The sequence below is a fragment of the Asticcacaulis sp. P2_B1 genome (assembly GCF_056404915.1).
Genome location: NZ_JBFUDD010000001.1, coordinates 615,819 through 641,173, shown reverse-complemented (window position 1 = coordinate 641,173; position 25,355 = coordinate 615,819). Strand labels below are relative to the sequence as shown.

The window sequence follows — 25,355 nt, the reverse complement described above, 5'->3', positions numbered from 1 at the left end:
GCGCGAGTCGCCCCGTAAGCGAAAATGGGTCTATTCAGCCGGTTCGAGATGACGTTGGCGGTGTTTAGCCAGCATGTCCTTGAGATAGCGGCCGGTCCAGGAATTGGCATTGGCAGCGACCTGTTCCGGGGTGCCCTTGGCGACGATTTCGCCGCCGCCGTCGCCGCCTTCCGGACCGAAGTCGAGAATCCAGTCGGCCGTCTTGATGACGTCGAGATTGTGCTCGATAACGATGGTCGTATTGCCGTTGTCGGTCAGTTCGTGGAGCACTTCCAACAGTTTGCGGGTATCTTCGAAATGCAGGCCGGTCGTCGGTTCGTCGAGGATATACAAGGTCTTGCCGGTGGCGCGCTTCGACAATTCCTTGCTGAGCTTGACTCTTTGGGCCTCGCCGCCCGACAGGGTGGTCGCCTGCTGGCCGATCTTGATATAGCCGAGGCCGACGCGCTTCAGGGTTTCCAGCTTGTCGCGGATCGTCGGCACCGCCTTGAAAATGTCGGCGCCTTCTTCGACGGTCATGTCGAGCACGTCGGCAATCGAATAGCCCTTGAAGGAGATGTCGAGGGTTTCGCGGTTGTAACGCTTGCCCTTGCAGACATCGCAGGTGACGTAGACGTCGGGCAAGAAGTGCATCTCGATCTTGATCAAGCCGTCGCCGGAACAGGCTTCGCAGCGCCCGCCCTTGACGTTGAATGAGAAGCGGCCCGGGCCGTAGCCGCGCGCCTTGGCTTCGGGCAGGCCGGCATACCAGTCGCGGATGGGACCGAAGGCGCCGGTATAGGTGGCGGGGTTGGAACGCGGCGTGCGGCCGATAGGGGACTGGTCGATCTCGACGATCTTGTCAAAGAATTCCAGGCCCTCGATCTTGTCGTGCGCCGCCGGATGGGCCGAGGCGTTGTTGAGCCGGCGGGCGGCCGCCTTGTACAGGGTCTCCAAGGTGAAAGTCGACTTGCCGCCGCCGGAGACGCCGGTGATGCAGGTCATGACACCGACCGGGATTTCGCCGGTGACGTTTTTCAGGTTGTTGCCGCGGGCGCCGATGACCTTCAACATCTTCTTCTTGTCGATCGGGCGGCGGTCGCGCGGCACCGGGATTTCACGCTTGCCCGTGAGGTATTGTCCGGTCAGCGAGCGGGGCTCGGCCTTGATGTCGGCGGGGGTGCCTTGCGCGATGATCTCGCCGCCATGGATGCCGGCGGCCGGGCCCATGTCGATGACATAGTCGGCCTGGAGGATGGCGTCTTCGTCGTGCTCGACGACCAGCACGCTATTGCCGAGGTCGCGCAGGCCTTTCAGGCTGATCAGCAAGCGGTCGTTGTCGCGCTGGTGCAGGCCGATGGAGGGCTCATCGAGGACATAGAGGACGCCGGTCAGGCCGGAACCGATTTGCGAGGCCAGGCGGATACGCTGGGATTCGCCGCCTGACAGGGTGCCGGAATTGCGCGACATGTTGAGATAGTCGAGGCCGACATCGTTGAGGAAGCGCAGGCGGTCCTTGATTTCCTTGAGGATACGACGGGCGATGTCCATCTGCTTCGGCGTCAGGCGATCTTCGACGTCGGTGAACCATTGATGCGCCTTGCGGATCGACAGGCCGGAAATCTCCGAGATGTTCATGGCGTCGATCTTGACCGCCAAGGCCTCGGGCTTCAGGCGGGCACCGTTGCAGGCCTCGCACGGCGTTTCCGATTGATAACGCGCCAGGTCTTCGCGCACCCACGACGAGTCGGTTTCGCGCCAGCGCCGTTCCATGTTCGGGATGACGCCTTCGAAGACCTTGGTGACGTCGTAGCGGCGCGAACCGTCTTCATAGGTGAACTTGATCTTCTGGGCGCCGGAGCCCTGCAGGATAACGTTTTGCACGTCCTCGGTCAGGGCACTCCACTTGGCATCCATCGAGAAACCGTAATGAAGGCTCAGGCTTTGCAGGGTCTGGGCGTAGAGCGGCGAAGGGCCTTTCGACCACGGGGCGATAGCGCCGGCCTTGAGCGACAGTTTCGGATCGGGGACGATGATGTCGCGGTCGAAGGTCAGTTTGACGCCCAGGCCATCGCAGGCCGGGCAGGCGCCGAAGGGATTGTTGAAGGAAAAGAGGCGCGGTTCGATCTCAGCAATGGTGAAGCCTGAGACCGGACAGGCGAATTTTTCCGAAAAGATGATGCGTTTGGGTTCAGTCTCGCCCTCGGGGATATCGGCAAATTCGGCGATGGCAAGGCCGTCGGCCAGGCGCAGGGCGGTTTCGAGCGAGTCGGCGAGGCGCGCCATCAGGCCCGTTTTGACGACGACGCGGTCGATGACGACATCGATATCGTGCTTGAACTTCTTGTCGAGTTTCGGGGCGTCTTCAATGGCATAGTATTCGCCGTTGACCTTGAGGCGCTGGAAGCCCTGGCGTTGCAGGTCGGCGATTTCCTTGCGGTACTCGCCCTTGCGGCCGCGCACGAAGGGCGCTAGCAAGAGCAGGCGGGTGCCTTCGGGCAGGGCCATGATCTTGTCGACCATTTGCGAAATGGTCTGGGATTCGATGGGCAGGCCGGTGGCGGGCGAGTAGGGGACGCCGACGCGTGCCCACAACAGGCGCATATAGTCGTGGATTTCGGTGACCGTGCCGACGGTCGAACGAGGGTTTTTCGAGGTCGTCTTTTGTTCGATGGAAATAGCCGGTGACAGGCCTTCGATCAGGTCGACATCGGGCTTGGACATCAGTTCGAGGAATTGCCGGGCATAGGCCGACAGGGATTCGACGTAACGGCGTTGGCCTTCGGCATAGATGGTGTCGAAGGCGAGCGAGGATTTGCCGGAGCCGGATAGCCCCGTCAGGACGACCAGTTGGCCGCGCGGGATATCGACGTCGACGCCTTTCAGGTTATGTTCGCGGGCGCCGCGGACCTTGATGAAATCCTGATCGAAGTGCTTCGCCATACGCGCCATTTCCTTAAACATAGCAAAGGGGATTATATAGACGCTTTGCCTCGATTTGCCAGTCCCGCGCAAGAACATTTTGGCAACATTAATCATTTTGCAGCGCAATAGGTATCGGTTTTTGACGGTAGCGCGCTCAAGGCCAGGTTTTGTCAGCAGGACTGTTTTGATATGACTGTTTTGACAAGACTGTTTTGACAAGGGTGGGCAAAGCGGACACAGTAGCGTCCAGATTCTGTGGTGAGGGGTTTGTGGATCAGGATTTCGCGGGGGCGTAACGACTGAGGACTGGGTATTATGGCGACCAACCGCAACCGGATGTATGTTGCCCTTGACGAGATGAATCTCGCCATGGAGCACGCCAGTTACCGGTTGACCCGCTCGACGGACAAACGGGCGCGGCTGGCCGGCGCGGTGGTGATCGTCCTCCTGCTGCACCTTGGCTTTTTGTGGATGCTGATCAATACCCGTTCCGATCAATGGAATGTCCGCGAGATGGTCGAGGAGGATCTGCCGATACCGATCGAACTGTGGACGCCACCACCACCCGAGCCGCCGGTCGTGCCGATCGAGCAGCCCGTGCCGAAGCCGGAAACCGAGGTACAGCCGCAACCCCAGCAACAGCAGGCCGAACCGGCGCCGTCACCCCAGGCAGCGGCACCGCAACCGGTCATCCAGCCGACGCCCGCGCCGGCCGTTGTCGTACCCCAGGACAAGCCTGTGCCGGTCGTGGCTCCCGTCGCGCCGCCGCAACCCGTGCCGGTTCCGGCGCCGGCGCCCGTGCCCAATATCAAGGTCAAGAAAGAGGCGCCTGTCGTCCTGAAAAAGAAGGCGGAAGACGCGGTGTCGAACGTCAACAATCTCAATCTGCACGAAGTCCAGGCGGTCGATGTACCGGCCTTGCAGGCGGTGCCGTCGTCCGGACTGGCGCCTAAACCTTCGGCCCAGGCGCCGGGAACGCCGGGCGGGCGGCTGGGGGCCATGCAGGCGCAAGGCCTGCCGGGCGGCGCCAACGGCGTTGGGCTGAACGGCCGCGGGCAGTTGACCCAGGCCATGCAGAACCACGACTATTGCGTGGCGCAGCAGACGGCCGGCAAGCCGATTCCGGCCAACTGCAATATGGCGTCCCTGACGGGCATGAAGCCGACGGGATTGAAGCCCGATGCCGACTTCCAGAAAGCAGTGGCGAAGAAGGACGCCAATGCGCGCTATACCCAGGCGGCCGGGAACAGCGATTATTGGAAACGCGTCAATCATGTACCGACGACCAGCGATCGTGACGACGACTTGCCCAAGCCCGGGAGCTATACCGGCGCCAAGGACCAGCGCGTCATGGCCGGCGGCGGCAAAACTGCGGACACCGGCCCGCAATAGCGCATCGTGGCGCGAATGAGTAGACAAGGTACTCATTCGCGGATGCGATCATTGAATTATTTCAATTTTTCCCGCCGCGAATGAGTGGCCATGTAAGTGCGAAATTACCGCGTATGTGGCATTATATTGCCGTCGTCCATGGGCGGTGACGATATTCGGATTGCAGGATATCCATATATCATGTAATCATGATGTATGGAAAAGAAACAGTCCCTTGAGGCCTTCGCGGCGCTTAGCCAGGAGACGCGGCTCGACGCCTTTCGTCTGCTGGTCAGGACCGGACCGGACGGTATGTTAGCCGGCGATATCGGTGAAGCCCTGGGTGTCAGGCAGAATACCATGTCGGCCAATTTGTCGGTACTGACCCATGCGGGTCTGATCCGACATGTGCGGGAAGGGCGGGCGGTGCGTTATTTCGCTGACATGGACGGGATGAAGGGCCTGCTGCAGTTCCTGATGAAGGACTGCTGCGGCGGGCGTGCAGAGCTTTGTCAGCCGGTTATCGATAATATCGCATGTTGTTGTTGAAGTAGGGCCAGATGTTTTCGACCGCACGTAAATTGTTCGCCGAAGGTCTCGGTACGGCTCTCCTGCTGGCCATTGTCATCGGCTCGGGCATCATGGGCGAGACCCTGGCGGGCGGTAATACGGCCATCGCCTTACTGGGTAATACGCTTGCCACGGGCGCCGGCCTAGTCGTGCTGATCACTATATTCGGTCCGATTTCGGGGGCACATTTCAATCCGGTGGTCACCCTAGCCTTCGCCGCCCGCCGCGATATCGGGGTCTGGCTCGCCCTGGGCTATGTCGCTGCTCAGGTCGCCGGCGCGGTGGCCGGGGTCTGGGCCGCGCACGAGATGTTCGGCCAGGCGATCTTCCAGGTGTCGGCCAAGCTGCTTGACGGCCCGTCCCTGGCGTTTTCGGAGGGCGTGGCGACGTTCGGCCTGATGGCGACGATCTTCGGCTGTATCCGCTTTAGACCTGAGTTTACGCCGATCGCTGTCGGGCTTTATATCACCTCGGCCTATTGGTTCACCGCCTCGACTTCGTTCGCCAATCCGGCCGTGACCCTGGCGCGCAGCCTGTCCGATACGTTTGCAGGGATAGCGCCTTCGTCGGTGCCGATGTTTATCGCGGCGCAATGCGCCGGTGCTGTGGCCGGTGTTACCGTCTTTACCTGGCTGCTGACGGAAGATAAGACCGCCAAAGCCATCAACCCGAGTGCCGAATTATGACCGTTACCATCTACCATAATCCCGAATGCGGCACGTCGCGCAATGTTTTGGCGGTCATCGAAGCCGCAGGTTTTACGCCGGTTGTTGTCGAGTATATGAAGACTGGGTGGACACGGGATCAATTGTTGAAACTGTTTGCCGATGCCGGTTTAACGCCACGGGAGGCCTTGCGCGAAACCAAGTCGCCGGCCAAAGAGCTGGGCCTGCTGGAAGCGGGAGTTAGTGATGATCAGTTGCTGGCCGCCATGCTCGAGGAACCGGTTCTGGTCAACCGTCCGTTCGTCGTGACCCCGAAGGGAACCAAGCTGTGCCGTCCGAGCGAATTGGTTCTGGATGTGCTCGAGACATGGCCGGCCGGACCATTTCTCAAGGAGGACGGTCAGGTGATGATCGACGCCGAGGGCAGGCGGGCTGTCGCGCCTTAGATCCAGACTGTAACCGCTCGCTTATGACAGGGGAAACCAGCCTTAAGACCCACTTATCTGGCGGTTCGCAGACCTTCCTGGCCCCTTCGGACGCCGTTAAGGGCGTTCGATTCGGCTAGAAATCGTGGATTTTACGGGACATGGGGAGGCGCGGACGGTCACGGCCGGGTTTTTATCGCCCGCTATTGCCGCCGGTTCACCCATTTCCACCCATTTAGCGAGGCATGGGCGGTCACTGCTGGGTCGTTATCGCCCGCTGTTGTCGCCGGTCCACCCGTTTCCACCCATTTAGCGGAGGGCGTCTTGCCGCCTGGAGTCGTTATCGAGGCGGCTTGACGAGTCCTGTCCGTCAGGCTTTGGCCGGTGTTGTTGGAGCCGACAGGTTATTTCACGCTGGAAGCGACGTTTAAATAGCCGATGATGACCCGCAGAGAAACGTACAACGCCATTTGCTTTTTTAGATATTACCTAAACAAATCAACCGCCTCACACAGAAATTTAAGCACTCGCTCACTGCCGTTTACGGTGATGCCTACATAGGTCTCGCTTTCTATCGTAATTGTTTCTCCAAATAGCGCGAACACGCCATTGTTGATTTCCTGAGAACCTCCAATTCCAAACCCGTCGCCGACGCGTTTGGCTTTCAATGTCTTCAGTGCTTTATTGAGCGCGATCAAAAGTGTTTCGTCATGCTCCGCACCCAAATTTATCAATATGGTTGACATGACTGTGCCCTCGCCATGTCTATCTGAGGGAATGGCCACTGAACGACATGCATGTCGCGCTTGCCGGACACAGGCTGGCGAATTCCTCCGAGGCTGCAATCGCTTGCGGCGCATTAGCGCGATCGCGTACCTGCCAGGCCAGGTGGGTGAAGAAGTTTTTGGCCGTGTTGGTCAGGATCCAGAGTTCGTCGATGCCGAGTTCTTTCGCCTTGATGGTGGCGGCCCACACCAGGTCCGCGCCGACGCCATGGCCGCGCCATGGCGGGCATACCACCAGAGATCGCAGCAGGCCGTAGCGGCCGTAGGCTTCGATTCCGACATAGCCATGAACGACGCCGCTGCGTTCCAGACGCCAAAAGGTCTGGTTCTGCGCCCCAGTCCGATGTCGGCAGGTTTTCGCTTTGCAGCGCGGCGATCAGGCCGGCATCCGATGCAGCGGTGTCGAGAAGACCGGTTTGCATTGTCATGGCGTTCTTCCCCGATATGACGAGCCCTATGCCCTGCCAGCTTGTCCGTATCCGGCTTTTTCCGCATTTGTTCAAGAGCCGGCGGTTTACAGGGGTGTTGTCAGCCGTTAGAGGCGGAGCATGACACCTGAATATATCATCAAACGCTCAGCAACGGTCGCGGATATCGCGCGTCTCCACGCCCTGGTCGAAAGCGCCTATCGCGGCGAGACGGCGCGCGCCGGGTGGACCCACGAAGCCGATATGATCGAAGGGCCGCGCACCGATCCGGCGACCTTGCAGGGGCTTATCGAGAGCGCCGAGGAAGAGATCTTCGTCGCTGAGCAGGGCGGCCGGATCATCGGCTGCGTGCAGGTATCGAGCAAGGGCGATGGCCTGGCCTATCTTGGGCTGCTGGCGGTCGATCCCGGCTTGCAGGCTTCGGGGCTTGGCAAGCAGATGATCGCATTTGCCGAGCAGCAGGCGGGGGTGCGGTTCGGGGCCGTGGCGATGGAGATGACGGTTGTCAGCCGGCGTCCGGAGCTGATCGCCTATTATGAGCGGCGCGGCTACGTGGCGACGGGGGAGATGCGGCCGTTTCCCATTGTTGTGGTGCCACCACTGGAGCTTAAGGTGCTGAGGAAGGCGTTGGGGTAGGATGTGCGCACTTGAAGGCAGGACATTGTCGAGTTTGAGGACGAGATGATCACGATTTCGAAATTGAGGGATAATTTTTATCCGGTCGACGAGATCGGCGACGGTTTCGTGAGGTGCGCGGACGAACTGCCGGAAACGACCTACTATACCTATTTCATGATCTGCGATCCGCCGGGTTATCATCCGTTTGTCGTTTCGGAAAACAGGATCGATGACGATTTTGCCGGCCTTGTGTTGACGGCGAACGCTTGCAAAGGTGTGTCCAGTTTAACGAAGGTTGAGCTTGCGCAAAACTCTTACGGCTTTTCGCACGTACTTTTTGTGCCTTTTCAATACCACGCCGAACTAAAGGGCAGGCTCGATTCGGATCGAGACATGACGACACTTTGTATCCCGATCTTCAATTCGGAGTTTTCGGGCACCGAGACACCGGAAGAGTTTGTCAGGTTGCGCAGGAACATTGTCGCGACGTCTCGTTGGGATCGTGAACTGACGCCGAAAATCGCCCTGCGGTTCGACAATGGGAAAACAAAGGGCGGCACCCGCGACGGTTACGTTTTTTCGCGATTCGATCAGGTTCTGGGAGAGGTGGACGATCTGGTCGGAGTCAGCGACGGCTTCATTGAAGTCATCAACTATCGTGGTGATGTCGTCGAGATATTGTTTTCCAAGGGAATTGATTTTTCCTGGATTCGGGGCCGAGATGACAGTCGGAGTGAGCGCATTTCGAAAGATGCAATCCGCTCCCGATTGTGGGCCTTCCTCACGCAATGAGGTCAACTGGGCGTGCGGTAGATACGTCATAGCGAGACGTCTTCAGATTCAATCGAAATCATAAGACCAGCACGGTAAATCTTGTTTTCGTCGGCGGCCCCTCACCCGACAGGCTAAAGCCTGTCACCCTCTCCCCGTAAAGAAACGGGGCGAGGGGACATTTGTGGCTACTGAATCTAAATCATCACACCTTAGGCGGCCGGGGTCTTGACGACTTCGGCGACGGACTTGGCAAAGCCTTCTTCGACGTCTTCGAAGCTGGTGGTGCCGCCGATCATGCCGCCCCAGGCAAAGGTCTTCTTGACCTTGTACTTCGCGACGACTGTGCCATCGGGCTGTTCAAGCGTCACGTCGGCGTCGATATGGATTTGACCGAGGCCGATCAGAATAAAGCGTGCAATCGCGCTGCCGTGGTCAAAACGCGTGAAGTGCATCTTCAGCACCAGGGCGTCGCCGCTCGCGCCGTCGACGAAGACGCCGGGGCTGCCCTGAATGATATAGCTGCGAACCTTGGCGCAGACGGGATTCAGGTCGTCCTGGGTTACCTTGAGACCCTTTTCTGCGTCGGCAGTGACCTTCGAAATGTGAATGGTCGCCAAGCGATCGGCGGACAGGGCGGTCAGGGCAACCGGCTTATGGATGGTATCGGCGCAGCCGGCGAGCATCAGGATCAGGGCCGACGCGGCGGCGAATTTTACAAACTTCATGAACGTTTCTACTTTGCGGTTATTGTGTTGACTTAGGTTGCGGTCGGGGTGAACTCCGGAACCGGTTGTTGCAGCCACGCGATAACGGGCTTTGGCGCGCATGCCAAAGCCGGATTAAGTGGTGCCGTCATACGGCCACGTGTCATGAAATCCCCCCGGATGCCTCAGCCCCGACTCCAGCCATAACACCGCAGCGTGCGAAAGGCAAAAGGGCTATCCCGGGCGCGTGGAAATCGCTAGGCTGCGGCAAAACACCGAGAGGATTGTCATGCGCCGGATTTTACTTGTCACCGTTGCCGCCCTGATGATGGCGACGCCCGCTTTCGCCACAGATAAAGCGACCTGGGTGCCGACCTGGTTCGCGCCGCCGGAACCGGTCGCCGATGCGCCGGCCATGTTGCAGGACGGGACCGTGCGGCAGGTCGTGCACACCACGGCCGGCGGCAAGTTGGTCAGGTTGAAGGTGTCCAATGCCTATGGCAAGGCGCCTTTGCAGATCGACGGCGCGGGGGTGGGTGACCGGGCGAATGGCGGCAATGTCATGCCCGGGACGAATGCCGCCGTGACGTTTGGGGGCAAGGCCGGCATCATTATCCCGGCCGGCGCCTATGCCTTGAGCGATCCGGTGGCGTTTGCCGTGGCGCCGCAAAGCGACCTGGTCGTCAGTCTCTACGCCAAGGGGCCGGCTGCCATCTCGACTGTCCATATTCAGCAACGCAACGCCGTCTATTTTGCTGCCGGCGATGCGACGCTGAGCGAGACGATTACGCCGGTCGCGGCGCCCGGCAACAGCGATTGGGTGCCGTGGCTGACCGAGGTCGAGGTGGCGGGCAGGACGGCCGCGGGAACGGTGGTGACGTTTGGCGATTCGATCACCGACGGCGCCGGGCCGGCGCACGATCTCAACCGTACCTGGCCGGATCATCTCTATGGCCGGTTCGCCAAGGCGGGCATCAAGCTCAGCGTCACCAATGCCGGGATCAGCGGCAACCGCCTGCTGCATCACGGGACCTGGGCTCCGTTCGGCATTGGCGGTTTGGCGCGCTTCGACAGCGACGTCCTGGCGCAACCCAATGTCAAGGCGGTGATCGTACTGATCGGTATCAACGATATCGGCCATGCCGGAGGCGATGCGCCGCTGAGCGAGCTGACGCCGCCGGAGCAGATGGAGGCGGGGTTGAGCCAGTTGGCGGCGCGGGCCCATGAGCACAATATCAGGATCTATATCGCCACCATGACTCCGTTCAAGGATACGGTGTTCAAGGGCTATTATACTGACGACAAGGAGGTCCAGCGCCAGGCGGTCAATGCGTGGATCCGGACGACCAAGGCGTTCGACGGCTATGTCGATTTCGACAAGGCTCTGGACGATCCGGCGCGGCCGGGTTTCCTGCGGCCGGATTACGATTCGGGGGATCACCTGCATCCGAGTGCCGCCGGTGACGCGGCCATGGCGGAGGCTGTGCCGTTGGTGTGGTTCAAATAGGGGAAAACAGGGAGGGGGCGACGTCATGGGCGTATTGATATGGCCAGGAGTCGTCCTGGCGACTCTTTTTGCGGCCGTCGGTTTACCGGCAGGGGCGGAGGTGTCCCCTATGAACCGCGAGTCCTTGGCTACGGCGGAACCGTCTTCCGCAGACCTAGTGCGTCGCGGCCGTGACCGTCTGAGCCGGAACGACGTCGACGACGCCATCCGGGATTTCAGCGAGGCTATTCGGCTTGATCCGGGTAATGCGGATGCCTTAGCGAATCGCGGCAGCCTCTATTATAAGCTGGGCCAAAATGATCAGGCTTTGCAGGATCTGGATCAGGCGATTGCACTGGATGGCGACAATGCCGTGACGCTCACCATTCGTTGCGGCGTTCATATTTCCATGCTGAATCTCAAGGACGCTATCGACGACGCCAATCGGGCCATCAAACTCAATCCCGGTGTGCCGCATGTCTTCACTGTGCGCGGCCTGGCCTATAACGACCATGGCGACCTTGATCTGGCGGCCGCAGACTTCGAACATGCCCTGCAGCTGGATCCGGAGGATGCCGTTGCCTATTTCGGCCGTGCCGGCATACATGCTCAACATGACAACTTCGCTGCTGCCATCGCCGACTATAACCAGTCGATAGCCATTAGGCCGGACGACGCGCAAACCCTGCGTAATCGTGGCTTTGTCTATGTGCGCATGGGAGAATTCGACAAGGCGCTGGCCGACATCGACATGGCGATCCGCCTCAGCCCGAACGACGGCGCTGCCTTCGTTGTCCGGGCCTTCGCCTATCAGGGCAAGGGCGACAAGGAGAAGGCTGATGCCGACTTTGCACGGGGCAAGAAACTTGGAGCCTATTAAGCCGAGTTGAGGACGGTGGCGGCGGCAAATTTACGTTCGGGCGATCACCTCTGCGTCCCATTCTAGATCGCCCTTGGGGCGACGGGGATTGACAGGGACGAAATCCCTGCATCTCATGACATCGGGTAATATTAGGGGGTAGGATGTCCTGGACACAGATGTTGTTCGGTACCGCCGGGCGTATTCGCCGGCGGGACTATTGGGTGTGGATGATCGGCAAGACGATCGTGCTGGCGATTCTGTTCGTTCCGGTCGTCATGGCGCTGTCTCAGGTGCCGGTCGATCCGGATCATCGCGCCTATCTGGAAGTTTGCGCGATGTGGGTGTTCATTGCCCTGTATGCCGGGATGAACATCTGCCTGACCACCAAGCGCTGGCATGATCGCAACCGATCGGGCTGGATGTGGTTCATTCTGCTCATTCCCTATGTCGGCTGGGCGTGGACCGTGATCGAATGCGGCTTTATCGACGGAACCCAGGGGCGCAATAAGTACGGCAAGTCGCCGAAAGGCATCAGCTATTCGACAGTGGATATGAAATTCCGCGATCTGGTCGTTTTCAAGAAGCACTGGTTTGCCCTGGGCATAGAAACCCATAGCGGGCAACATTATCTGTCCATTCCGGTGAGCAACCAAGTGATCAGTTATGAGGAATATTACCGGCTCGACAAGGACCAGTTCGAGGCGTTTAAGGCCAATGTCGATCTCGGCATGGCCTTTGCCGATAAATGCCGGAACCGCGAGATGGATCATCTGTTGATCCTCCCGCCCGCGATGGACCGCGGGGTGGCGTGAAAACTTTACGTTTGAACGCGACGGTGTTACGTCGGATTCGGCGTTATTTTTAGGGGGTTCCATGCGCAATGTGAAGAAACAACCGGCTGTCGACGTGAAGCTTGCTGTGACGGCGGCTATTTTGGCGATGGCGGCGCCAGCGGTATCCCAAGCTGAATTGCCCAATCTGTCGCACATGACCTTGGGCTACAGTTATTATAACCGCCCCGGCGCCACGGCGGCCGATCACGATAGTGCCGTCGTTGCCTGTTCGACGGAGGCGCTGAAGGTTCGATCGTTCGATTCCCAGGTTAAGTTCATGACCGGGATTCTCCCGGAACTCCTGGCCGACGCGTCCAACCGCGGGGCTTTCGGCGCCAGCTTGGAAAACTGCATGGTGGTGCGGGGATGGCGGGTCGTGCATCTGCCCGACGCGGAGGGCGAGGCGCTGTCCAAGTTGGAGCCCGCTGCCCTGGCCAGTCACTTGGCGCCGTGGGTCGGCGCCGATCAGCCGCACGGTGATGTCGTACGCGTCTGGGGCAACGATGCGGCGAACGCGGCCGTGACGCGATACGCCATCCGCCCGGACCACACCAATAACGGCCTGCTGAGCCTGAAGGCCGCGACCGCATCGCCCTTGGCCAAGATTACCTTGCCGGAGCCGGCGAAGATCAAGCCGCCAAAGCTCGACCCGAAATGGCCGACGCGCGGATTGAAGCCGGATCAAATCGCATCGGCTATTCCCGAAACCGGTGTGATCATCGTCGACCTCAAGGGGCTGAGCGGTAAGAATGGCATCGGCATCTCGTTGATGCGTATGGGCGCGGACAAGGATACATTTCCCTCGACGGTGGACCACGCTCCGGATGCTCTGAACCTGATGGTCGGCACATTGGCCGCCAAGAAGGAAGGCAACTTTTTGGCCTTTGCCGTACCACCCGGGCATTGGCGGATTTCGTCCATGGGCGCGGCGCCGATCCTCGGCTTCTGCCTGGGCTCCCCGTCGTTCGAGATCAAGGCCGGCGAGGTGGTCTATGCCGGGGCGTTCGACCTGGGTGCGGCTGACCTGGGGCCCGACCTGTCGCTCGATGTCGTAAAAACCTGGCTGGCGGGTCAGCCGGCGGCGGCGGTCCGGCCGGCAGTCTATACGAATGGCGCCCGGGGGCTTTGCGGTTATAACGGCCTCTACGCGCTGGAGGTCAAGGGCGCGCCCTATGAACCCGGCTATCAGTGGGGCGGGGCGGCCGTGGCGGCAGGCGCCGGCGCGACGCAGTAGATATGGATTGGGCCTGGTTTGCCTCCGCCGCGGCCTTCGCGGTGGCCATGACGGCGACGCCGGGACCGAACAATACCATGGTGACGGCGTCGGGAGCCAATTACGGCTTTCGCGCCACTGTGCCGCATCTGCTGGGGATTTGCGCCGGGTTTCCGGTCATGCTTCTGGTCATCGGCAGCGTCGGTTTGACGGTCATTACGATTCCCGTTGTGCATCTGGCGTTGAAATGGATCGGGATCGCCTATCTCCTGTGGCTGGCCTGGCATATCGCCATGGCTAAGCCCGCGGTTGACGAGGCCGGCGAGGTTCGTGGCAAGCCGCTGACCTTCCTGCAGGCGGCCTTGTTTCAGTGGATCAATCCGAAGGCGTGGATTATCGCTGCCGGGGCTTTGGTCGCCTATACGGTACCCGGCGATTATCGCAGCATGTTGTTGTCGACGGCTTTGCTGGGCGTGATTTTCAGCGCGATTGCCTTTCCGTGCGTGGCCTTGTGGACCCTGCTTGGGGTTGGGGCGTCGCGGCTTTTGAAGACGCCCAAGGCGCTGCGGTTATTCAACTGGGCGATGGCCGGGTTGCTGGTGTTGTCGCTGGTGCCGGTAGCGTTGGAAAAGTAGCACTCAGTCGCGGTCGGGGGCGCCGAGCGGGAAGAAGTGGCGGTAGGGGCGAGCTTCGTCGATGGTGCGGGCGACCGAAGGGCGGGCGTTCAGGCGGGCGCGGTAGGCGCGGACATTGGGGAAGGTTTCCGCGACGGGATGCGTCCAGTCGGCATAGAAGAGAGCCGGCGCCGCTGAGCAGTCGGCCAGGGTGAAGGCGTCGCCGGCGGCCCAGGGACGGTTCGCTATATGCTCTTCCAGCCAGGCATAGGCCTGGTCGAGTTCGCTGCGCCAGCGTGCGACGGCGGTGGTATTGAGGGTGCCGTACAATGTGTCGGCGACGATGGCCTGCATGGGGGTTTGGACATAGTTGTCGAAGAAGCGATCAAGGAAACGGATATCGAGGGCTGCCTTCGCGTCTGCCGGGATCAGACGCGCCGGGCCCGGATAGTGCAGGTCGAGATATTCGACGATGACGGTGGATTCGATGACGGTGGCGTCACCGTCGGTCAGGACCGGGAACTTCTTGAACGGCCACAGGCGTTCCAGTTCGGCGGCGGAGGCCGGGTCGCCGAGGTCGATTTCGTGGAAGGTGAATGGGGTGGCGTTCTCATACAGCGCGATGCTTGCCTTCCAGCAATAGGAGGCGAACGGGTGGGCGAAAAGGGTCAGTGACATGACGGAGTGCTCCGGTTCAGGCGGTAACGGTTATAGGTAGTCACCGTGATTTGGCAAGCCGCACCGACGTTTACGAAGGCCTTCGTTGACAATGTACGAAGCTTATCGTATTTGAAGAGGCATGTGCCAAATGGCATAACGGAGGTTGCAGGTGCGGTTCAGGACTCCTTGGCTGGTCATGGCCTTATTGCCGATGGTTTTTGCCGGAGGAGGGCGCGCGGAGGCACCGCGTCCGGCTGGTCAAGCGGTGGTGACCGGCGAGTTCGGGCCCCAGGGCATCGACGTCAAGCACGTGAGTCGGACCGTAAGGCCGGGCGACGATTTTTTCACCTATGTCGACGGAGGGTGGGTGGCCGCGACGCCGATACCTGACGGTTATTGGGACTATGGGCAGACCAGCCTATTGGGGGCGACGGTCGATGCGCAGATCAGGCGCGTGCTGGAGGACAGTCTGACGAGCCGGGCGCCGCGTGGCAGCGCGGGTCAGGAGGTCGGCGACGCATATGCCAGCTTCCTGGATACGGCCAGCATCGAGCAGCGCGGGCTTGGCGGCGTCAGGGGCGATCTCAAAGGGATCCTGGCTATCCGGACGCCGGAGGAGATCGCCAGGTGGATGGCCGACCCGACGTCAAGTACGATCGTCGCCATCAATATCTTTCCGGCCGACGGGCAGTGGCGCGTCCACCTCGATCAGCAGAATCAAAACCAGCCCATGCTGGGCTTTTGGAACCCCGGCGACTATGCGCGGACGGACGGCACCTATCCGGCGACGCGGGAGGCCTACAAGGCCTATATTGCCGGGCTGTTCGAAAACGCCGGGGTGGATCGTCCGGCGGGGCGGGCCGAACAGGTGCTGGCGCTGGAGACTAAAATCGCCGGCAATCTATGGCCGTTCGACAAACTTCGCGACCGCAAGGCCAACTACCATCCGATGACGGTCGACGAGCTGACCACCTATGCGCCTGGTTTCCCGTGGCGGGCGTTCCTGGCGGCTCGGGGTGTATCGGGGGTGAGGGATATCGTGCTGGGCACTGACACGGCGGTGCAGCTTCAGGCCAGGCTGTTTGCCGAGACGCCGGTCGAGGATTGGACGTCTTATTTGGCGTTCCATTGGCTGCAGAACCAGATGGATGTCATGCCCGAGGGTTTCCGGCAAGCCAGCTGGGAGTTTTACGGCAAGACGTTGTCGAATGCCAAGACGCCGCCGAAGCGGGAGGAGGTGGCGCTGCACCTGGTGAGCAGTGCCTTAGGCCAGCAGGTCGGGCGGCTTTATACCGAACGGTATGTCAGCGCAAAGACCAAGGTGTCGGCGGAAGAGATGATCGCCTATTTGCGCAAGGCCTTTGCCGAACGGCTGGCCGAGGCGACGTGGATGGACGAGGCGACGCGGGCCGAGGCCCAGGCGAAGCTGGCGCGGTTCAGCTTCAAGGTCGGCTATCCGACCATCTGGCGCGACTTTTCCGCGCTTGATATCCGGCGCGACGATGCGGCGGGCAACTTGCGGCGGGTGCGCGCGGCCGATTGGGCTTATCAGCTGCGGCGGTTGCAACCCGCGGTCAAGGACGAGCCGTGGTATGAGACGCCGCAAACCGTCGACGCCAGCTATAGCGTGTTGTTCAATGCCATCGAACTGCCGGGCGCGTTCCTGCAAGCGCCGTATTTCGACGCCAAGGCCGATCCGGCCGTCAATTTCGGCGCGATCGGGGCGATTGTCGGCCATGAAATGGGCCATGGTTTCGACGATCAGGGCATCATTTATGACAGTCAGGGCCGGATGCGGAACTGGTGGTCGGACGACGCGCTTCAGCAATTCCACAGCCGCACCCAGGCCCTGGTCGAGCAATATGACGCCTTCAGTCCCTATCYGGGCGTGCATGTGAACGGCCAAAGGACCATCGGAGAGAATATTGCCGATCTGTCCGGCGTGTCGCTGGCCTATCGCGCCTATCATATGTACCTGGCCGATCATCCTTGCGTGGGACGAGGTGCAGCAGATGGGCTGACCGGGGACCAGCGCTTTTTCGCGGCGTGGGCGCAGGCCTGGCGGTATAAGGCGCCGGAAAGCGCGATACGCTATGTCATCGACAACAGCTATCACGCGCCGACCCAGTACCGGGTCAATGGCGTGGTACAGAATCTCGATGCATGGTACGCGGCATTTGGCGTGAAGGCAGGGGACAAGCTTTATGTAGCGCCGGAAAAGCGGGTGCGCATCTGGTAGGTCAGGTGGCTGGGCAGGTCTTCAGAAGCGACAGCGTTTTCTCATATGTGTTCAACTTGGCGATAAGGGCATCAGCCTGCACGGCGTCAGCCGTACCGTCGGGAATCTTGCTGCGTGCGTCGATGATGAAGGCATAGAGTTCCTGATAGGCCGCGTTGGCGTCGCGCAAATGGCTGCAGGCGGCGATGTGGTCGTTGTTCTTTTCCGCTTCGTTATAGGCATTGATGGACCCGGTGAATCGGGCGGTCAGGCTGGCGAGTTTGTCAATGGCCGCGTCGGTTTCGGGATCGCCGGACCGGGCCATGGCACCGCTGCATATGCCGGTGGCTGTGGTGTGGGTGCCGTCAATCATCTCCCCTGTGCCTTTTACCAACTGATCGAGACCGTCGGTCGTCTTGCCTTCGGCAAGCAGACGCGCGTGAAGGGCCTTGGCGCGGTGATCGAGATCCACGGCGCGTTGTTCGACCGTATGGATCAGGTCGCAGGCCTTGGGGGTGTCGGTTCTGGCGAGGCTGACCGCCGCGTTCATGTCGTTGATGATCGGCATGGCGTAATTATCCAGCAGGCCCTGGGCTTCGGCCTTGTCGGCGTCGGTCAGAGGTTTGCCGGGCGCGGCGTGGGCGCCGAGGGCAAAGGCGCTTAGGCCAGCGGCGATGGCGATGACGCGGATCGTTCGGAACATGGATTCCCCCCAGGAATGATGGCGAAAGGCGTGGTTATAAAAGGCGATGGTCGTGATTTGGCAAGCCGGTCAGCCGGCGGGGCAGGTGTCGAGCAAGGCCAGCTTGTTCTGGACCGGCGATATCTTGTCCAGCATGGCGTCGAGCTGGGCGTAACCGGGGCTGCCGGCGGGGATCTGGCCGCGCAAGTCTATAATGAAGGCGTAGAGCTCGTGGTAAGCGACATTGGCGTCGCGCAGATGGCTGCAGGCGGCGGCGTGGTCGTGGATCTCATCTGCCGCAGCGTAAGCGTTCATGGCGGTGGTGAGGGTGTTAATCAGCCGGCTGAGTTTGTCGACCATGGCGTCGGTCTTGGGATCGCCACTGCGGGCGAGGTCGCCACGGCAGATGCCGGTTGCGCCGTTATGGGTGTTGGTCACCAGGTCGGCACTCAAGGCCAGTATTTGTGCGATGTTATCCGTCGTCTTGCCTTCTGCCGCCAAGCGATCACGCAGCGCTTTGGTGCGGGCGTCCAGTTCGATAGCCCTTTGTTCGGCACTGTGAATCATCTCGCAAGCCTTGGGCGTGTCGTCCCTGGCCAGCTTGAGCGCGGTATTGGTGTCGTTGACGAGCGGTAAGGYGTAGTCGTCAGCGAGACTTTTCATTTCGGCCCTGTCGGCGTCGGTCAGAGGTTTGCCGGGCGCGGCGTGGGCGGCCAGGGCAAAGGTGCTTAGGACTGAGGCAATGGCGACGACGCGGATCGACCGGAACATGGATTTCCCCCCCAAGGATATAGTGGAAAACCTTAGCGGGGCGTCAGGCGCGTGTCCAGCCGACGTTGCGGTTTCAATCTTACGCCTTCTTGCCGTAGTTCATCGACTGCGTGCCGGTGTCGAGAGTCTTGCCCTTGGCGCCGTAGGTCATGTGCGAAGCGCGCATGCGGTTGAGGTCTTCGGCGACGGCGGCGATGACGCCTTCGGTGACCACCTTGGCGGCGTTGACAGCCAGCTCATAGCGGTGCAGGCGTTCCTGGAAGATCTCGGTCGCCTTGCGCAGGGCCAGCTTTTCCGGCGCCGTCATGCCGTCGAGGAGGCTGGGGTCCTTTTTGATACGCGCCGATTCATGGCGGTAGAGGTTCGACAGGGACTGGGTTTCCTCGATGCCGTTATAAAGATCCTGGGGGCGGTGGGCCTCCAGGATCTCGGTTTCACGTTGCAGGCGTTCGCCCAGGCGGACGGTGAGGGCCAGCAGTTGGCGGGCGCGGTCGGACCCGGAATTGGCGGAGAGGGCCATCAGGCGGCTCCTGTATCTTGTGTTGAGGCTTCTTGCAGTTTCAGCAGTTGTTTTTGCATCATGTCGGAAATGCCGATGCCGCCGCGTTGCGCCATGCCCTTGGCCATGGCGTCGATATAGAAGCTGCGCATGGCTTCTTCACCCTGGCCGCCGCCGAACGGACCGTCGGTCTTGAGGCCTTCGAACATGGGCGAGATCAGGTTGGACAGGCACATGGTCTCGAAATCGAGACCGAGCTTGGCGTTCTTCGATTTGCCGGCATTGAGCGCCGCGGTTGTGGACGCCTGGGTCGAGGCCTGGGCCTGGGCCCCAGACTGGAATTGGGCGGCTTGAAGCGTGAGGAGGGCGGAACTATCCATTACATCACCTCGATTTCGGCCTGGAGGGCGCCGGCGGCCTTGATGGATTGCAGGATGGCGATCATGTCGCGGGGTGTGACGCCCAGGGCATTGAGGCCGGCAACGAGATCGCTCAAGGACGAGCCGCCGCCGAGCTGGATCAGTTGCTTGCCTTTTTCCTCGTCGACGCTGACACGGCTGCTTTGGATCGCCGCGGTTTGGCCCTGGCTGAACGGCGCCGGCTGGCTGACGTCGGGGCGTTCGTCGACGCGGATGGTGAGATTGCCCTGGGCGATGGCGACACGGGACAGGCGGACATTCTCGCCCATGACGATGACGCCGTTGACTTCGTCGATGACCACCTTGGCCGGGGTATCGACATCGAGGCTGATCGGCTCGATCAGGGTAACGAAGTCCATCATGGAGGTGCCGGCCGGCGGCTTGATGGCGACAATCGTCGGGTTTTCGGCGATGGCGGTGCCGGGATATTGACGGTCGATGGCGTCGGCAATGCGTTTCGAGGTGGTGAAGTCGGGATTGTGCAGGGTCAGACGCAGCACCGGCTGGGAATTGAAGTTGAAGGCGGTTTCGCGTTCGATCGTGCCGCCCGATGCGATGCGGCCGGCGGTCGGCACGCCCTTGGTGATCGACGAACCCGAAGCGCCGGAAGCCGAGACCGAGCCGGTCTGGACGGTCCCTTGCGCGACGGCATAGGCTTCGCCATCGGCGCCGAGGAGGGGGGTGACGAGCAGGGTGCCGCCCAATAGGCTTTTCGAGTCGCCCATGGCCGAGACGGTGACATCGAGGCGCGAGCCGCTGGCGGCAAACGGCGGCAGCTCGGCGGTGACCATCACCGCGGCCGCGTTCTTGGTATTCAGGTCGGCGTCGCGGACATTGACGCCCATGCGCTCCATCATGCTTTCCATGGACTGCTTCAGCATGGGCGAGTTGCGTACCGTGTCGCCCGTGCCGTTGAGGCCGACGACGATGCCGTAGCCGATCAGCTGGTTGCCGCGGACGCCTTCGACATCGACAATGTCCTTGATGCGCGAGCCCGCCTCGGCCGAGGTGACGCACAGCATGGCGGCGAGAGCCGTAAGGCAGAGGATCGTTTTTACCAGGTGGCGCATGACGGGCATCCATTAACCATAACTGCCCAATGGTTTGCGAATATCGTGCCAGAGTCTGTGGATAAAAAATATGTTAAGAGTCAGTGGGTTGGTTTTGGCGTTTGCGCCGGGGAAGGCGAGGCGGAAAAAACTGCCGGGGCGTTAAGGCTTCGCTTACTGTCACGCGGCAATAATGACCGGTATATATTCCCAGTCGGCAAAAAGCCGGCTGCGCGGCCAGACGGCCGACCGACAGAATTCGCCCGACAATTGACATTATAGTGGTGTTAGGTGCGTCCATGACGTTCAGGATCAATTCGGCAACCGGTATGAGCATGGGCACCGCCGCAGGCGGCGTCAAGCGCAGCGGTGGTGACTTTTCTCTGTCCAAGGCCAGCGGCGGCGCCAAATCGGCGGCGACGGCCCAGACTTCGGCGGCGCTCGGCATGATGGGCGTCGATGCGCTCCTGGCGCTGCAAGGCGAGGAGGATGTGCTGACCGGCCGCCGGCGGCGCCAGATCAAGCGCTCCAACGACATTCTCGATGCTTTGGATGACATCAAGATCAGCGTGTTGTCGGGCGATATCGACGATGATGCGCTGTTGCGTCTCCAGGGCATGATCGCCCAGCACCGCGAAGATATTGAGGATGACCGGCTGCAGGGCGTGCTCAACGAGATCGAAACGCGAGCCTTTGTCGAGCTGGCCAAGCGCCGGTTGATGTAGATTCCGGAAGGCGTTGAGCCTTCCGGCAAGGGCGACTGCCCGTCGCCGTCAATACCGCGAGCCGCGCGGCGTTTGAGCGCTGAATCCATGTTTTGTCGCCTCAGCTTCATAAATATCGCACTGCACAAGCGGTAAATTCGCTTCACAGGTAAGCGATTGCACACTATAAGCCGCCCCAATCCACTGCGTCGATTTGGCACGCCGATGCAGAGGGTTGGTATTGTTCTTGCTGTAGCGCTTATGACTCGTCCGGCGGTGTAAGGCCTTAAGACAGTTCAGCAATTCTTGGCGTCGATTAAACAGGGGTGTTTCAAGCTTATGCCATCAGTAGATGTTCCGGATCTGGCTACCAACTACCGACCTTCCGAAGACGAAGACTATATGAGCGCTCGCCAGTTGGCCTATTTCCGGGCCAAGCTGAACGCCTGGAAAGACGAAATCCTGCGCGGCGCTAAGGAAACCGTCAACGTGATGCAAAAAGAGACGGAAAACCATCCCGATCTCGTCGATCGCGCTTCGTCCGAATCGGACCGCGCGCTGGAATTGCGGACACGGGATCGCCAGCGCAAGCTGATTTCCAAGATCGAAGAAGCCATTTCGCGTGTCGACGACGGGTCGTACGGCTATTGCGAAGAGACCGGTGAGCCGATCGGTCTGGCTCGCCTCGAAGCCCGCCCTACGGCGACGCTCAGCATCGAAGCCCAGGAACGCCACGAACGCCGCGAACGCGTTCACCGCGACGACTGATCGTCCTCGCCGGGGCTGTCGGCCCAGGATTATTGTGGTAGCATCGTGCTTTTAACCCTCCCATGAGGTTACGCCGATGACCAGCATCATCACGCCCGGCGTGGAAACGCGCGCCAATAGCTATACCGCCGGCGATCAAGAAGATTCGTCGATAGCGACGCTGGCTGATGGCCGTTTCGTCATTACCTGGACCAGTGAAGGTCAGGACGGTGACTCGGGCGGAATCTATGCCCAGGTCTTCGATGCCGCGGGGCACGCTATCGGCGCGGAATTTCAAGTCAGCACAACGGTCGCCTCGTTTCAAACGTCTGCCGTCGTTACAGCTCTGACCGATGGCGGATATGTCGTGGTTTGGAACAGCGCCGATCAGGACGGATCGGGTCTTGGCGTTTACGCGCAACGTTTCGATGCCTGGGGGATCAGGGTGGGCGCCGAAACCCAGATCAATACGACGACCGCCGCCGGGCAATCCTTGCCGTGGATTACCGGCCTCAGCGACGGCGGCTATGTCGTGACATGGATGAGCGATTCCCAGGACGGTTCCAGCTATGGGATTTATACTCAGCGCTACGACGACAGCGGCGCCCAGATGGGCGGTGAGGTCCGTATCAACACGACGACTGCCGGGTCGCAGGAAGTGCCGGTTGTCACCGCACTGGCCGGGGGCGGGTATGTCGTCGCGTGGAACAGCGACAATGACGGTTCGAGCTATGGCGTTTACGCCCAGCTTTTTGACGCGATGGGCGCCACGGTGGGCGGTGAAACCCTCGTCAATACCTATACAAGCAATGTTCAGTATTCACCGTTTATCGTCGCCTTGTCCGATGGCGCCTATGTCATTGTTTGGCAAAGTTCCGGGCAAGATGGCGACGCATCGGGCCTGTATAGCCAGCGCTTCGACTCCACCGGTCATAAATCGGGCGTTGAAACGCGAGTCAACACCTATACGGCCTCCTATCAAACCGATCCGGCTGCGGTGGGTCTGAGCGACGGCGGCTACGTCATCGTCTGGTCTTCCTATGGTCAGGACGGCAGCGGACAAGGGATCTATGCGCAAAGATACGACGCGACCGGTGCGGCCATCGGATCGGAAAACCTGGTCACCACGACCATCTTGAACGACCAATTTTTTCCCTCGGTCAGTGCGCTGGCGGATGGCGGTTATGTCGTGACCTGGTCCAGTCAAGGTCAGGATGGCAGCGGAGCAGGGGTTTATTACAAGACCTTCGCAGCGACCTCCGGCGATCTGACGGGATCCCAGCGCCTGTACGGCACCGCGGGCAACGACACGCTGGACGGTGGGGCGGGACCCGACCAGATGTATGGTGGCGGTGGCAATGACACCTATGTCATCGATAATATCGGCGACCGCGCCTATGAGCTTGCCAATGGAGTCGATACCGGCGGCATCGACGCCATCAAGTCGTCGATCACGTGGACGATCGGCGCGCAGGTCGAGAACCTGACATTGACCGGAGCAGCGCCTATCGACGGTACCGGCAACGGGCTCGCCAATGTTGTTGTGGGTAATACCGGCGTCAATGTGCTCAACGGCCTCGAAGGCAACGACACCTTGAAGGCGGGCGACGGTAATGACGTTTTGGATGGGGGCGGTGGCGCCGACAAACTGTATGGCGGGTACGGTGACGACCTGTATATCGTCGACAATACCGGTGACATCATTGTCGAATATGTCGGCTCCGGCAATAATGAAGGCACGGATACGGTCTATGCGTTCGTTACCTACACGCTGTCGACCTATGTCGAAAACCTGACCCTGAAAGGGCACGACGCCATCGGTGGAACGGGCAATAGCAGCAACAATATTCTGATCGGCAATGACGCGGCCAATTCACTGACGGGGTTCAGCGGCAACGACACGCTGGATGGCGGGGCCGGCGCCGACCTGCTGTACGGTGGCACCGGCAACGATACCTATATCGTCGATAACAGCGGCGACCGGGCCTATGAATCGACCAGCGGCGTGAGCGGCGGCGTGGACGTAGTCAAGTCGTCGGTCGGTTTTGTTTTGGGCAGCAATATCGAGAATCTGACCCTGACCGGCGCGGGAAATATCAATGGCGTCGGCAATAGCCTGGCCAACAGCCTGACCGGCAATGCGGGTAATAACAAGCTGACGGGCGGAGCGGGGAATGACACGCTGGCCGGCGGCACCGGCGCCGACACGTTTATCTTTGCGCCCGGTAGTGGGGCGGATACGATCAATGACTTTACCACAGCGGACACGGTAGATGTTCATGCCTATACCGGTGGTACGGCGCATCCGGGTTACTTGACCCAGCTGGATGCAACGACGGTAAAAATCGATTTGGGTGGCGGCAATACCATAACCTTGTTGCACACGATTGTGGCCGACGTCAGCGCGCATATGGTGTGGTAGGACGAGCCGCAAGACTGAGAGGGGGCGATGACGGAAGAGGGGAGGCGGGAACTGCGCATGACGCCGGCGCCGCCTGTTGAAAAGCACAGCAATGACAACACCTATTTCCCCGAGGAACGGGAGATGGATGTTATTCAGGCACGCCTATTGACCCTGTTCGATGAGCTGGGGTTTGAAGGTTGCAGCCGTCTTTACAATCGGACGACGGCGGATGGCCTGGTCCATGTAGTCAGCTTTCAGGTTGGCCAGAGATGGATGAGCGAGCAGTTTACCGTCAATCTCGGCATTTATATTCCTGAATTGCCTGCGTGCGCCCAAGAGGGCGAGCAGGCGATTATCCGTGAAGTCTGTTGCGCGATCAGGACGCGGCTTGGCGATCTGGATGCCGAACCCGATGATATGTGGTGGATATTGGAAGATCATCCTGATTTGACGGATGAATTGATCGAGCGCCTTCAAGACGACGCCATGCCTTTCTTTGCGAAGTTCCGCGATCGGGCAACCTGTATGGAACATTTGCCGGCCTTGGTCGACGGCGGAGTCGTTGATGCCGATGAAGACGAGATCTGCGAGATCATAGGGCGGCATGGCGAATAACCGGCTTTGTGGTAAAGTGACAGGATGAGAGATTTCGATTCCGACATCCTGAAACCTTATGCGCGCAAATATATCTGGTGGAAGACGCCGGAAGATGCGGTGTTTTATCCGCGCCGCGTCGTCGTTCAGGTGATGAACATCGGCGCCTATGAAGACGTTCAGGCTCTGGCGAAACAGATTGGAGACGACGGCTTTCGCGACGCCCTGTTAGGGGCGGAAGCCGGCGAATTTAACGAACGTTCCTGGCATTATTGGCATTATCGCCTGGGGCTGGCGGAATTGGGTACCGTCCCGGACTTGCCCGTACGCAAACTGGCGTGACGACGCGTAATTTG

At 60.4% G+C, this 25,355-nt stretch carries 26 protein-coding genes and 1 pseudogene; 17 read left to right on the top strand and 10 right to left on the bottom strand.

Translation table 11 applies throughout. From position 1 onward, the window contains the following. Positions 1-30: 30 nt before the first annotated feature. On the bottom strand, positions 31-2,922 hold the full coding sequence (gene uvrA / locus AC1DX3_RS02990; protein WP_476987743.1) for an excinuclease ABC subunit UvrA: 2,892 nt from the start codon (positions 2,920-2,922) through the stop codon (positions 31-33). A 297-nt stretch (positions 2,923-3,219) separates the two neighbouring features. Here uvrA and AC1DX3_RS02985 point away from each other — a divergent pair, with 297 nt between their 5' ends. From AC1DX3_RS02985 to arsC, 4 genes are all read left to right on the top strand, one after another. Further along, positions 3,220-4,296, top strand: a complete 1,077-nt coding sequence (locus tag AC1DX3_RS02985; protein ID WP_476987742.1) for a hypothetical protein — start codon at positions 3,220-3,222, stop codon at positions 4,294-4,296. Positions 4,297-4,491: 195 nt separating this feature from the next. Then, positions 4,492-4,824 (top strand): ArsR/SmtB family transcription factor, encoded by a 333-nt coding sequence (locus tag AC1DX3_RS02980; RefSeq protein WP_476987741.1) that lies wholly within the window; start codon positions 4,492-4,494, stop codon positions 4,822-4,824. A gap of 11 nt (positions 4,825-4,835) precedes the next feature. Then, on the top strand, positions 4,836-5,531 hold the full coding sequence (locus AC1DX3_RS02975; protein ID WP_476987740.1) for an aquaporin: 696 nt from the start codon (positions 4,836-4,838) through the stop codon (positions 5,529-5,531). Beyond that, a complete protein-coding gene (arsC, locus tag AC1DX3_RS02970) occupies positions 5,528-5,956 on the top strand; it encodes an arsenate reductase (glutaredoxin) (protein ID WP_476987739.1) in 429 nt (142 codons plus the stop codon). The genes AC1DX3_RS02975 and arsC overlap by 4 nt, the downstream gene beginning before the upstream one ends. Before the next feature lie 464 nt (positions 5,957-6,420). Here the strand turns inward: arsC and AC1DX3_RS02965 are convergent, their stop codons facing one another. Together AC1DX3_RS02965 and AC1DX3_RS02960 are read right to left on the bottom strand one after the other, a co-directional pair. Further along, positions 6,421-6,681, bottom strand: coding sequence for a hypothetical protein (locus AC1DX3_RS02965; protein ID WP_476987738.1), 261 nt, complete (start codon positions 6,679-6,681; stop codon positions 6,421-6,423). Between the two features lie 19 nt (positions 6,682-6,700). Beyond that, positions 6,701-7,075: pseudogene (locus AC1DX3_RS02960) on the bottom strand (GNAT family N-acetyltransferase); the annotation flags it as partial. A gap of 193 nt (positions 7,076-7,268) precedes the next feature. Between AC1DX3_RS02960 and AC1DX3_RS02955 the strand changes: the two are divergent. Both AC1DX3_RS02955 and AC1DX3_RS02950 read left to right on the top strand, forming a co-directional pair. Continuing rightward, positions 7,269-7,784 carry a GNAT family N-acetyltransferase gene (locus tag AC1DX3_RS02955; RefSeq protein ID WP_476987737.1) on the top strand — a complete coding sequence of 172 codons (516 nt, stop codon included), beginning with the start codon at positions 7,269-7,271 and terminating at the stop codon, positions 7,782-7,784. Between the two features lie 45 nt (positions 7,785-7,829). Next, positions 7,830-8,558 carry a hypothetical protein gene (locus AC1DX3_RS02950; protein ID WP_476987736.1) on the top strand — a complete coding sequence of 243 codons (729 nt, stop codon included), beginning with the start codon at positions 7,830-7,832 and terminating at the stop codon, positions 8,556-8,558. 191 nt (positions 8,559-8,749) lie between these two features. Here the strand turns inward: AC1DX3_RS02950 and AC1DX3_RS02945 are convergent, their stop codons facing one another. After that, positions 8,750-9,265: a DUF4410 domain-containing protein gene (locus AC1DX3_RS02945; RefSeq protein WP_476987735.1), complete on the bottom strand. Its 516-nt coding sequence runs from the start codon at positions 9,263-9,265 to the stop codon at positions 8,750-8,752. A 268-nt stretch (positions 9,266-9,533) separates the two neighbouring features. Between AC1DX3_RS02945 and AC1DX3_RS02940 the strand changes: the two genes are divergently transcribed. The 5 genes from AC1DX3_RS02940 to AC1DX3_RS02920 all read left to right on the top strand — a co-directional run bounded on the left by AC1DX3_RS02940 (position 9,534) and on the right by AC1DX3_RS02920 (position 14,273). Further along, a complete protein-coding gene (locus tag AC1DX3_RS02940) occupies positions 9,534-10,751 on the top strand; it encodes an SGNH/GDSL hydrolase family protein (RefSeq protein ID WP_476987734.1) in 1,218 nt (405 codons plus the stop codon). A gap of 109 nt (positions 10,752-10,860) precedes the next feature. Continuing rightward, on the top strand, positions 10,861-11,610 hold the full coding sequence (locus AC1DX3_RS02935) for a tetratricopeptide repeat protein (protein WP_476987733.1): 750 nt from the start codon (positions 10,861-10,863) through the stop codon (positions 11,608-11,610). 143 nt (positions 11,611-11,753) lie between these two features. Next, on the top strand, positions 11,754-12,404 hold the full coding sequence (locus AC1DX3_RS02930; protein WP_476987732.1) for a DUF805 domain-containing protein: 651 nt from the start codon (positions 11,754-11,756) through the stop codon (positions 12,402-12,404). Positions 12,405-12,465: 61 nt separating this feature from the next. Further along, positions 12,466-13,659, top strand: coding sequence for a hypothetical protein (locus tag AC1DX3_RS02925; protein WP_476987731.1), 1,194 nt, complete (start codon positions 12,466-12,468; stop codon positions 13,657-13,659). Between the two features lie 2 nt (positions 13,660-13,661). Then, positions 13,662-14,273: a LysE family translocator gene (locus AC1DX3_RS02920; RefSeq protein WP_476987730.1), complete on the top strand. Its 612-nt coding sequence runs from the start codon at positions 13,662-13,664 to the stop codon at positions 14,271-14,273. Between the two features lie 3 nt (positions 14,274-14,276). Here the strand turns inward: AC1DX3_RS02920 and AC1DX3_RS02915 are convergent, their stop codons facing one another. Continuing rightward, entirely contained in the window at positions 14,277-14,930 is a 654-nt protein-coding gene (locus tag AC1DX3_RS02915; protein WP_476987729.1) for a glutathione S-transferase family protein, read from the bottom strand. A gap of 292 nt (positions 14,931-15,222) precedes the next feature. Between AC1DX3_RS02915 and AC1DX3_RS02910 the strand changes: the two genes are divergently transcribed. Further along, positions 15,223-17,151 carry a M13 family metallopeptidase gene (locus AC1DX3_RS02910; protein WP_476987728.1) on the top strand — a complete coding sequence of 643 codons (1,929 nt, stop codon included), beginning with the start codon at positions 15,223-15,225 and terminating at the stop codon, positions 17,149-17,151. A 1-nt stretch (position 17,152) separates the two neighbouring features. Here the strand turns inward: AC1DX3_RS02910 and AC1DX3_RS02905 are convergent, their stop codons facing one another. The 5 genes from AC1DX3_RS02905 to AC1DX3_RS02885 form a co-directional block, all read right to left on the bottom strand. Beyond that, complete coding sequence (locus AC1DX3_RS02905) at positions 17,153-17,833, bottom strand: hypothetical protein (protein WP_476987727.1); 681 nt, start codon at positions 17,831-17,833, stop codon at positions 17,153-17,155. 69 nt (positions 17,834-17,902) lie between these two features. Continuing rightward, positions 17,903-18,583, bottom strand: a complete 681-nt coding sequence (locus AC1DX3_RS02900) for a hypothetical protein (RefSeq protein ID WP_476987726.1) — start codon at positions 18,581-18,583, stop codon at positions 17,903-17,905. Between the two features lie 79 nt (positions 18,584-18,662). Further along, on the bottom strand, positions 18,663-19,103 hold the full coding sequence (locus tag AC1DX3_RS02895; RefSeq protein WP_476987725.1) for a flagellar basal-body protein FlbY: 441 nt from the start codon (positions 19,101-19,103) through the stop codon (positions 18,663-18,665). Beyond that, positions 19,103-19,462, bottom strand: coding sequence for a rod-binding protein (locus AC1DX3_RS02890; RefSeq protein ID WP_476987724.1), 360 nt, complete (start codon positions 19,460-19,462; stop codon positions 19,103-19,105). The genes AC1DX3_RS02895 and AC1DX3_RS02890 overlap by 1 nt, the downstream gene beginning before the upstream one ends. After that, positions 19,462-20,571: a flagellar basal body P-ring protein FlgI gene (locus AC1DX3_RS02885; RefSeq protein ID WP_476987723.1), complete on the bottom strand. Its 1,110-nt coding sequence runs from the start codon at positions 20,569-20,571 to the stop codon at positions 19,462-19,464. Before AC1DX3_RS02885 ends, AC1DX3_RS02890 begins: the two co-directional genes overlap by 1 nt. Before the next feature lie 278 nt (positions 20,572-20,849). On the opposite strand from AC1DX3_RS02885, the gene AC1DX3_RS02880 reads away from it, so the two are divergent. The 5 genes from AC1DX3_RS02880 (at position 20,850) to AC1DX3_RS02860 (ending at position 25,341) form a co-directional block, all read left to right on the top strand. Further along, the gene (locus AC1DX3_RS02880; RefSeq protein ID WP_476987722.1) at positions 20,850-21,275 is read left to right on the top strand and encodes a flagellar assembly protein FliX; all 426 of its coding nucleotides are present in this window, start codon (positions 20,850-20,852) and stop codon (positions 21,273-21,275) included. 318 nt (positions 21,276-21,593) lie between these two features. Further along, entirely contained in the window at positions 21,594-22,022 is a 429-nt protein-coding gene (dksA, locus tag AC1DX3_RS02875; RefSeq protein ID WP_476987721.1) for an RNA polymerase-binding protein DksA, read from the top strand. Positions 22,023-22,098: 76 nt separating this feature from the next. Then, a complete protein-coding gene (locus tag AC1DX3_RS02870; protein ID WP_476987720.1) occupies positions 22,099-24,423 on the top strand; it encodes a beta strand repeat-containing protein in 2,325 nt (774 codons plus the stop codon). A gap of 27 nt (positions 24,424-24,450) precedes the next feature. Continuing rightward, complete coding sequence (locus AC1DX3_RS02865) at positions 24,451-25,020, top strand: DUF4304 domain-containing protein (protein WP_476987719.1); 570 nt, start codon at positions 24,451-24,453, stop codon at positions 25,018-25,020. A 24-nt stretch (positions 25,021-25,044) separates the two neighbouring features. Beyond that, the gene (locus AC1DX3_RS02860) at positions 25,045-25,341 is read left to right on the top strand and encodes a hypothetical protein (RefSeq protein ID WP_476987718.1); all 297 of its coding nucleotides are present in this window, start codon (positions 25,045-25,047) and stop codon (positions 25,339-25,341) included. Positions 25,342-25,355 lie beyond the last annotated feature (14 nt).

What these genes read in the sequence shown, in the direction of transcription:
- uvrA (WP_476987743.1), bottom strand. Translation starts at nt 2,922, where the DNA reads ATGGCGAAGCACTTCGATCAGGATTTCATCAAGGTCCGCGGCGCCCGC.
- AC1DX3_RS02985 (WP_476987742.1), top strand. Translation starts at nt 3,220, where the DNA reads ATGGCGACCAACCGCAACCGGATGTATGTTGCCCTTGACGAGATGAAT.
- AC1DX3_RS02980 (WP_476987741.1), top strand. Translation starts at nt 4,492, where the DNA reads ATGGAAAAGAAACAGTCCCTTGAGGCCTTCGCGGCGCTTAGCCAGGAG.
- AC1DX3_RS02975 (WP_476987740.1), top strand. Translation starts at nt 4,836, where the DNA reads ATGTTTTCGACCGCACGTAAATTGTTCGCCGAAGGTCTCGGTACGGCT.
- arsC (WP_476987739.1), top strand. Translation starts at nt 5,528, where the DNA reads ATGACCGTTACCATCTACCATAATCCCGAATGCGGCACGTCGCGCAAT.
- AC1DX3_RS02965 (WP_476987738.1), bottom strand. Translation starts at nt 6,681, where the DNA reads ATGTCAACCATATTGATAAATTTGGGTGCGGAGCATGACGAAACACTT.
- AC1DX3_RS02955 (WP_476987737.1), top strand. Translation starts at nt 7,269, where the DNA reads ATGACACCTGAATATATCATCAAACGCTCAGCAACGGTCGCGGATATC.
- AC1DX3_RS02950 (WP_476987736.1), top strand. Translation starts at nt 7,830, where the DNA reads ATGATCACGATTTCGAAATTGAGGGATAATTTTTATCCGGTCGACGAG.
- AC1DX3_RS02945 (WP_476987735.1), bottom strand. Translation starts at nt 9,265, where the DNA reads ATGAAGTTTGTAAAATTCGCCGCCGCGTCGGCCCTGATCCTGATGCTC.
- AC1DX3_RS02940 (WP_476987734.1), top strand. Translation starts at nt 9,534, where the DNA reads ATGCGCCGGATTTTACTTGTCACCGTTGCCGCCCTGATGATGGCGACG.
- AC1DX3_RS02935 (WP_476987733.1), top strand. Translation starts at nt 10,861, where the DNA reads ATGAACCGCGAGTCCTTGGCTACGGCGGAACCGTCTTCCGCAGACCTA.
- AC1DX3_RS02930 (WP_476987732.1), top strand. Translation starts at nt 11,754, where the DNA reads ATGTCCTGGACACAGATGTTGTTCGGTACCGCCGGGCGTATTCGCCGG.
- AC1DX3_RS02925 (WP_476987731.1), top strand. Translation starts at nt 12,466, where the DNA reads ATGCGCAATGTGAAGAAACAACCGGCTGTCGACGTGAAGCTTGCTGTG.
- AC1DX3_RS02920 (WP_476987730.1), top strand. Translation starts at nt 13,662, where the DNA reads ATGGATTGGGCCTGGTTTGCCTCCGCCGCGGCCTTCGCGGTGGCCATG.
- AC1DX3_RS02915 (WP_476987729.1), bottom strand. Translation starts at nt 14,930, where the DNA reads ATGTCACTGACCCTTTTCGCCCACCCGTTCGCCTCCTATTGCTGGAAG.
- AC1DX3_RS02905 (WP_476987727.1), bottom strand. Translation starts at nt 17,833, where the DNA reads ATGTTCCGAACGATCCGCGTCATCGCCATCGCCGCTGGCCTAAGCGCC.
- AC1DX3_RS02895 (WP_476987725.1), bottom strand. Translation starts at nt 19,103, where the DNA reads ATGGCCCTCTCCGCCAATTCCGGGTCCGACCGCGCCCGCCAACTGCTG.
- AC1DX3_RS02890 (WP_476987724.1), bottom strand. Translation starts at nt 19,462, where the DNA reads ATGGATAGTTCCGCCCTCCTCACGCTTCAAGCCGCCCAATTCCAGTCT.
- AC1DX3_RS02885 (WP_476987723.1), bottom strand. Translation starts at nt 20,571, where the DNA reads ATGCGCCACCTGGTAAAAACGATCCTCTGCCTTACGGCTCTCGCCGCC.
- AC1DX3_RS02880 (WP_476987722.1), top strand. Translation starts at nt 20,850, where the DNA reads ATGACGTTCAGGATCAATTCGGCAACCGGTATGAGCATGGGCACCGCC.
- dksA (WP_476987721.1), top strand. Translation starts at nt 21,594, where the DNA reads ATGCCATCAGTAGATGTTCCGGATCTGGCTACCAACTACCGACCTTCC.
- AC1DX3_RS02870 (WP_476987720.1), top strand. Translation starts at nt 22,099, where the DNA reads ATGACCAGCATCATCACGCCCGGCGTGGAAACGCGCGCCAATAGCTAT.
- AC1DX3_RS02865 (WP_476987719.1), top strand. Translation starts at nt 24,451, where the DNA reads ATGACGGAAGAGGGGAGGCGGGAACTGCGCATGACGCCGGCGCCGCCT.
- AC1DX3_RS02860 (WP_476987718.1), top strand. Translation starts at nt 25,045, where the DNA reads ATGAGAGATTTCGATTCCGACATCCTGAAACCTTATGCGCGCAAATAT.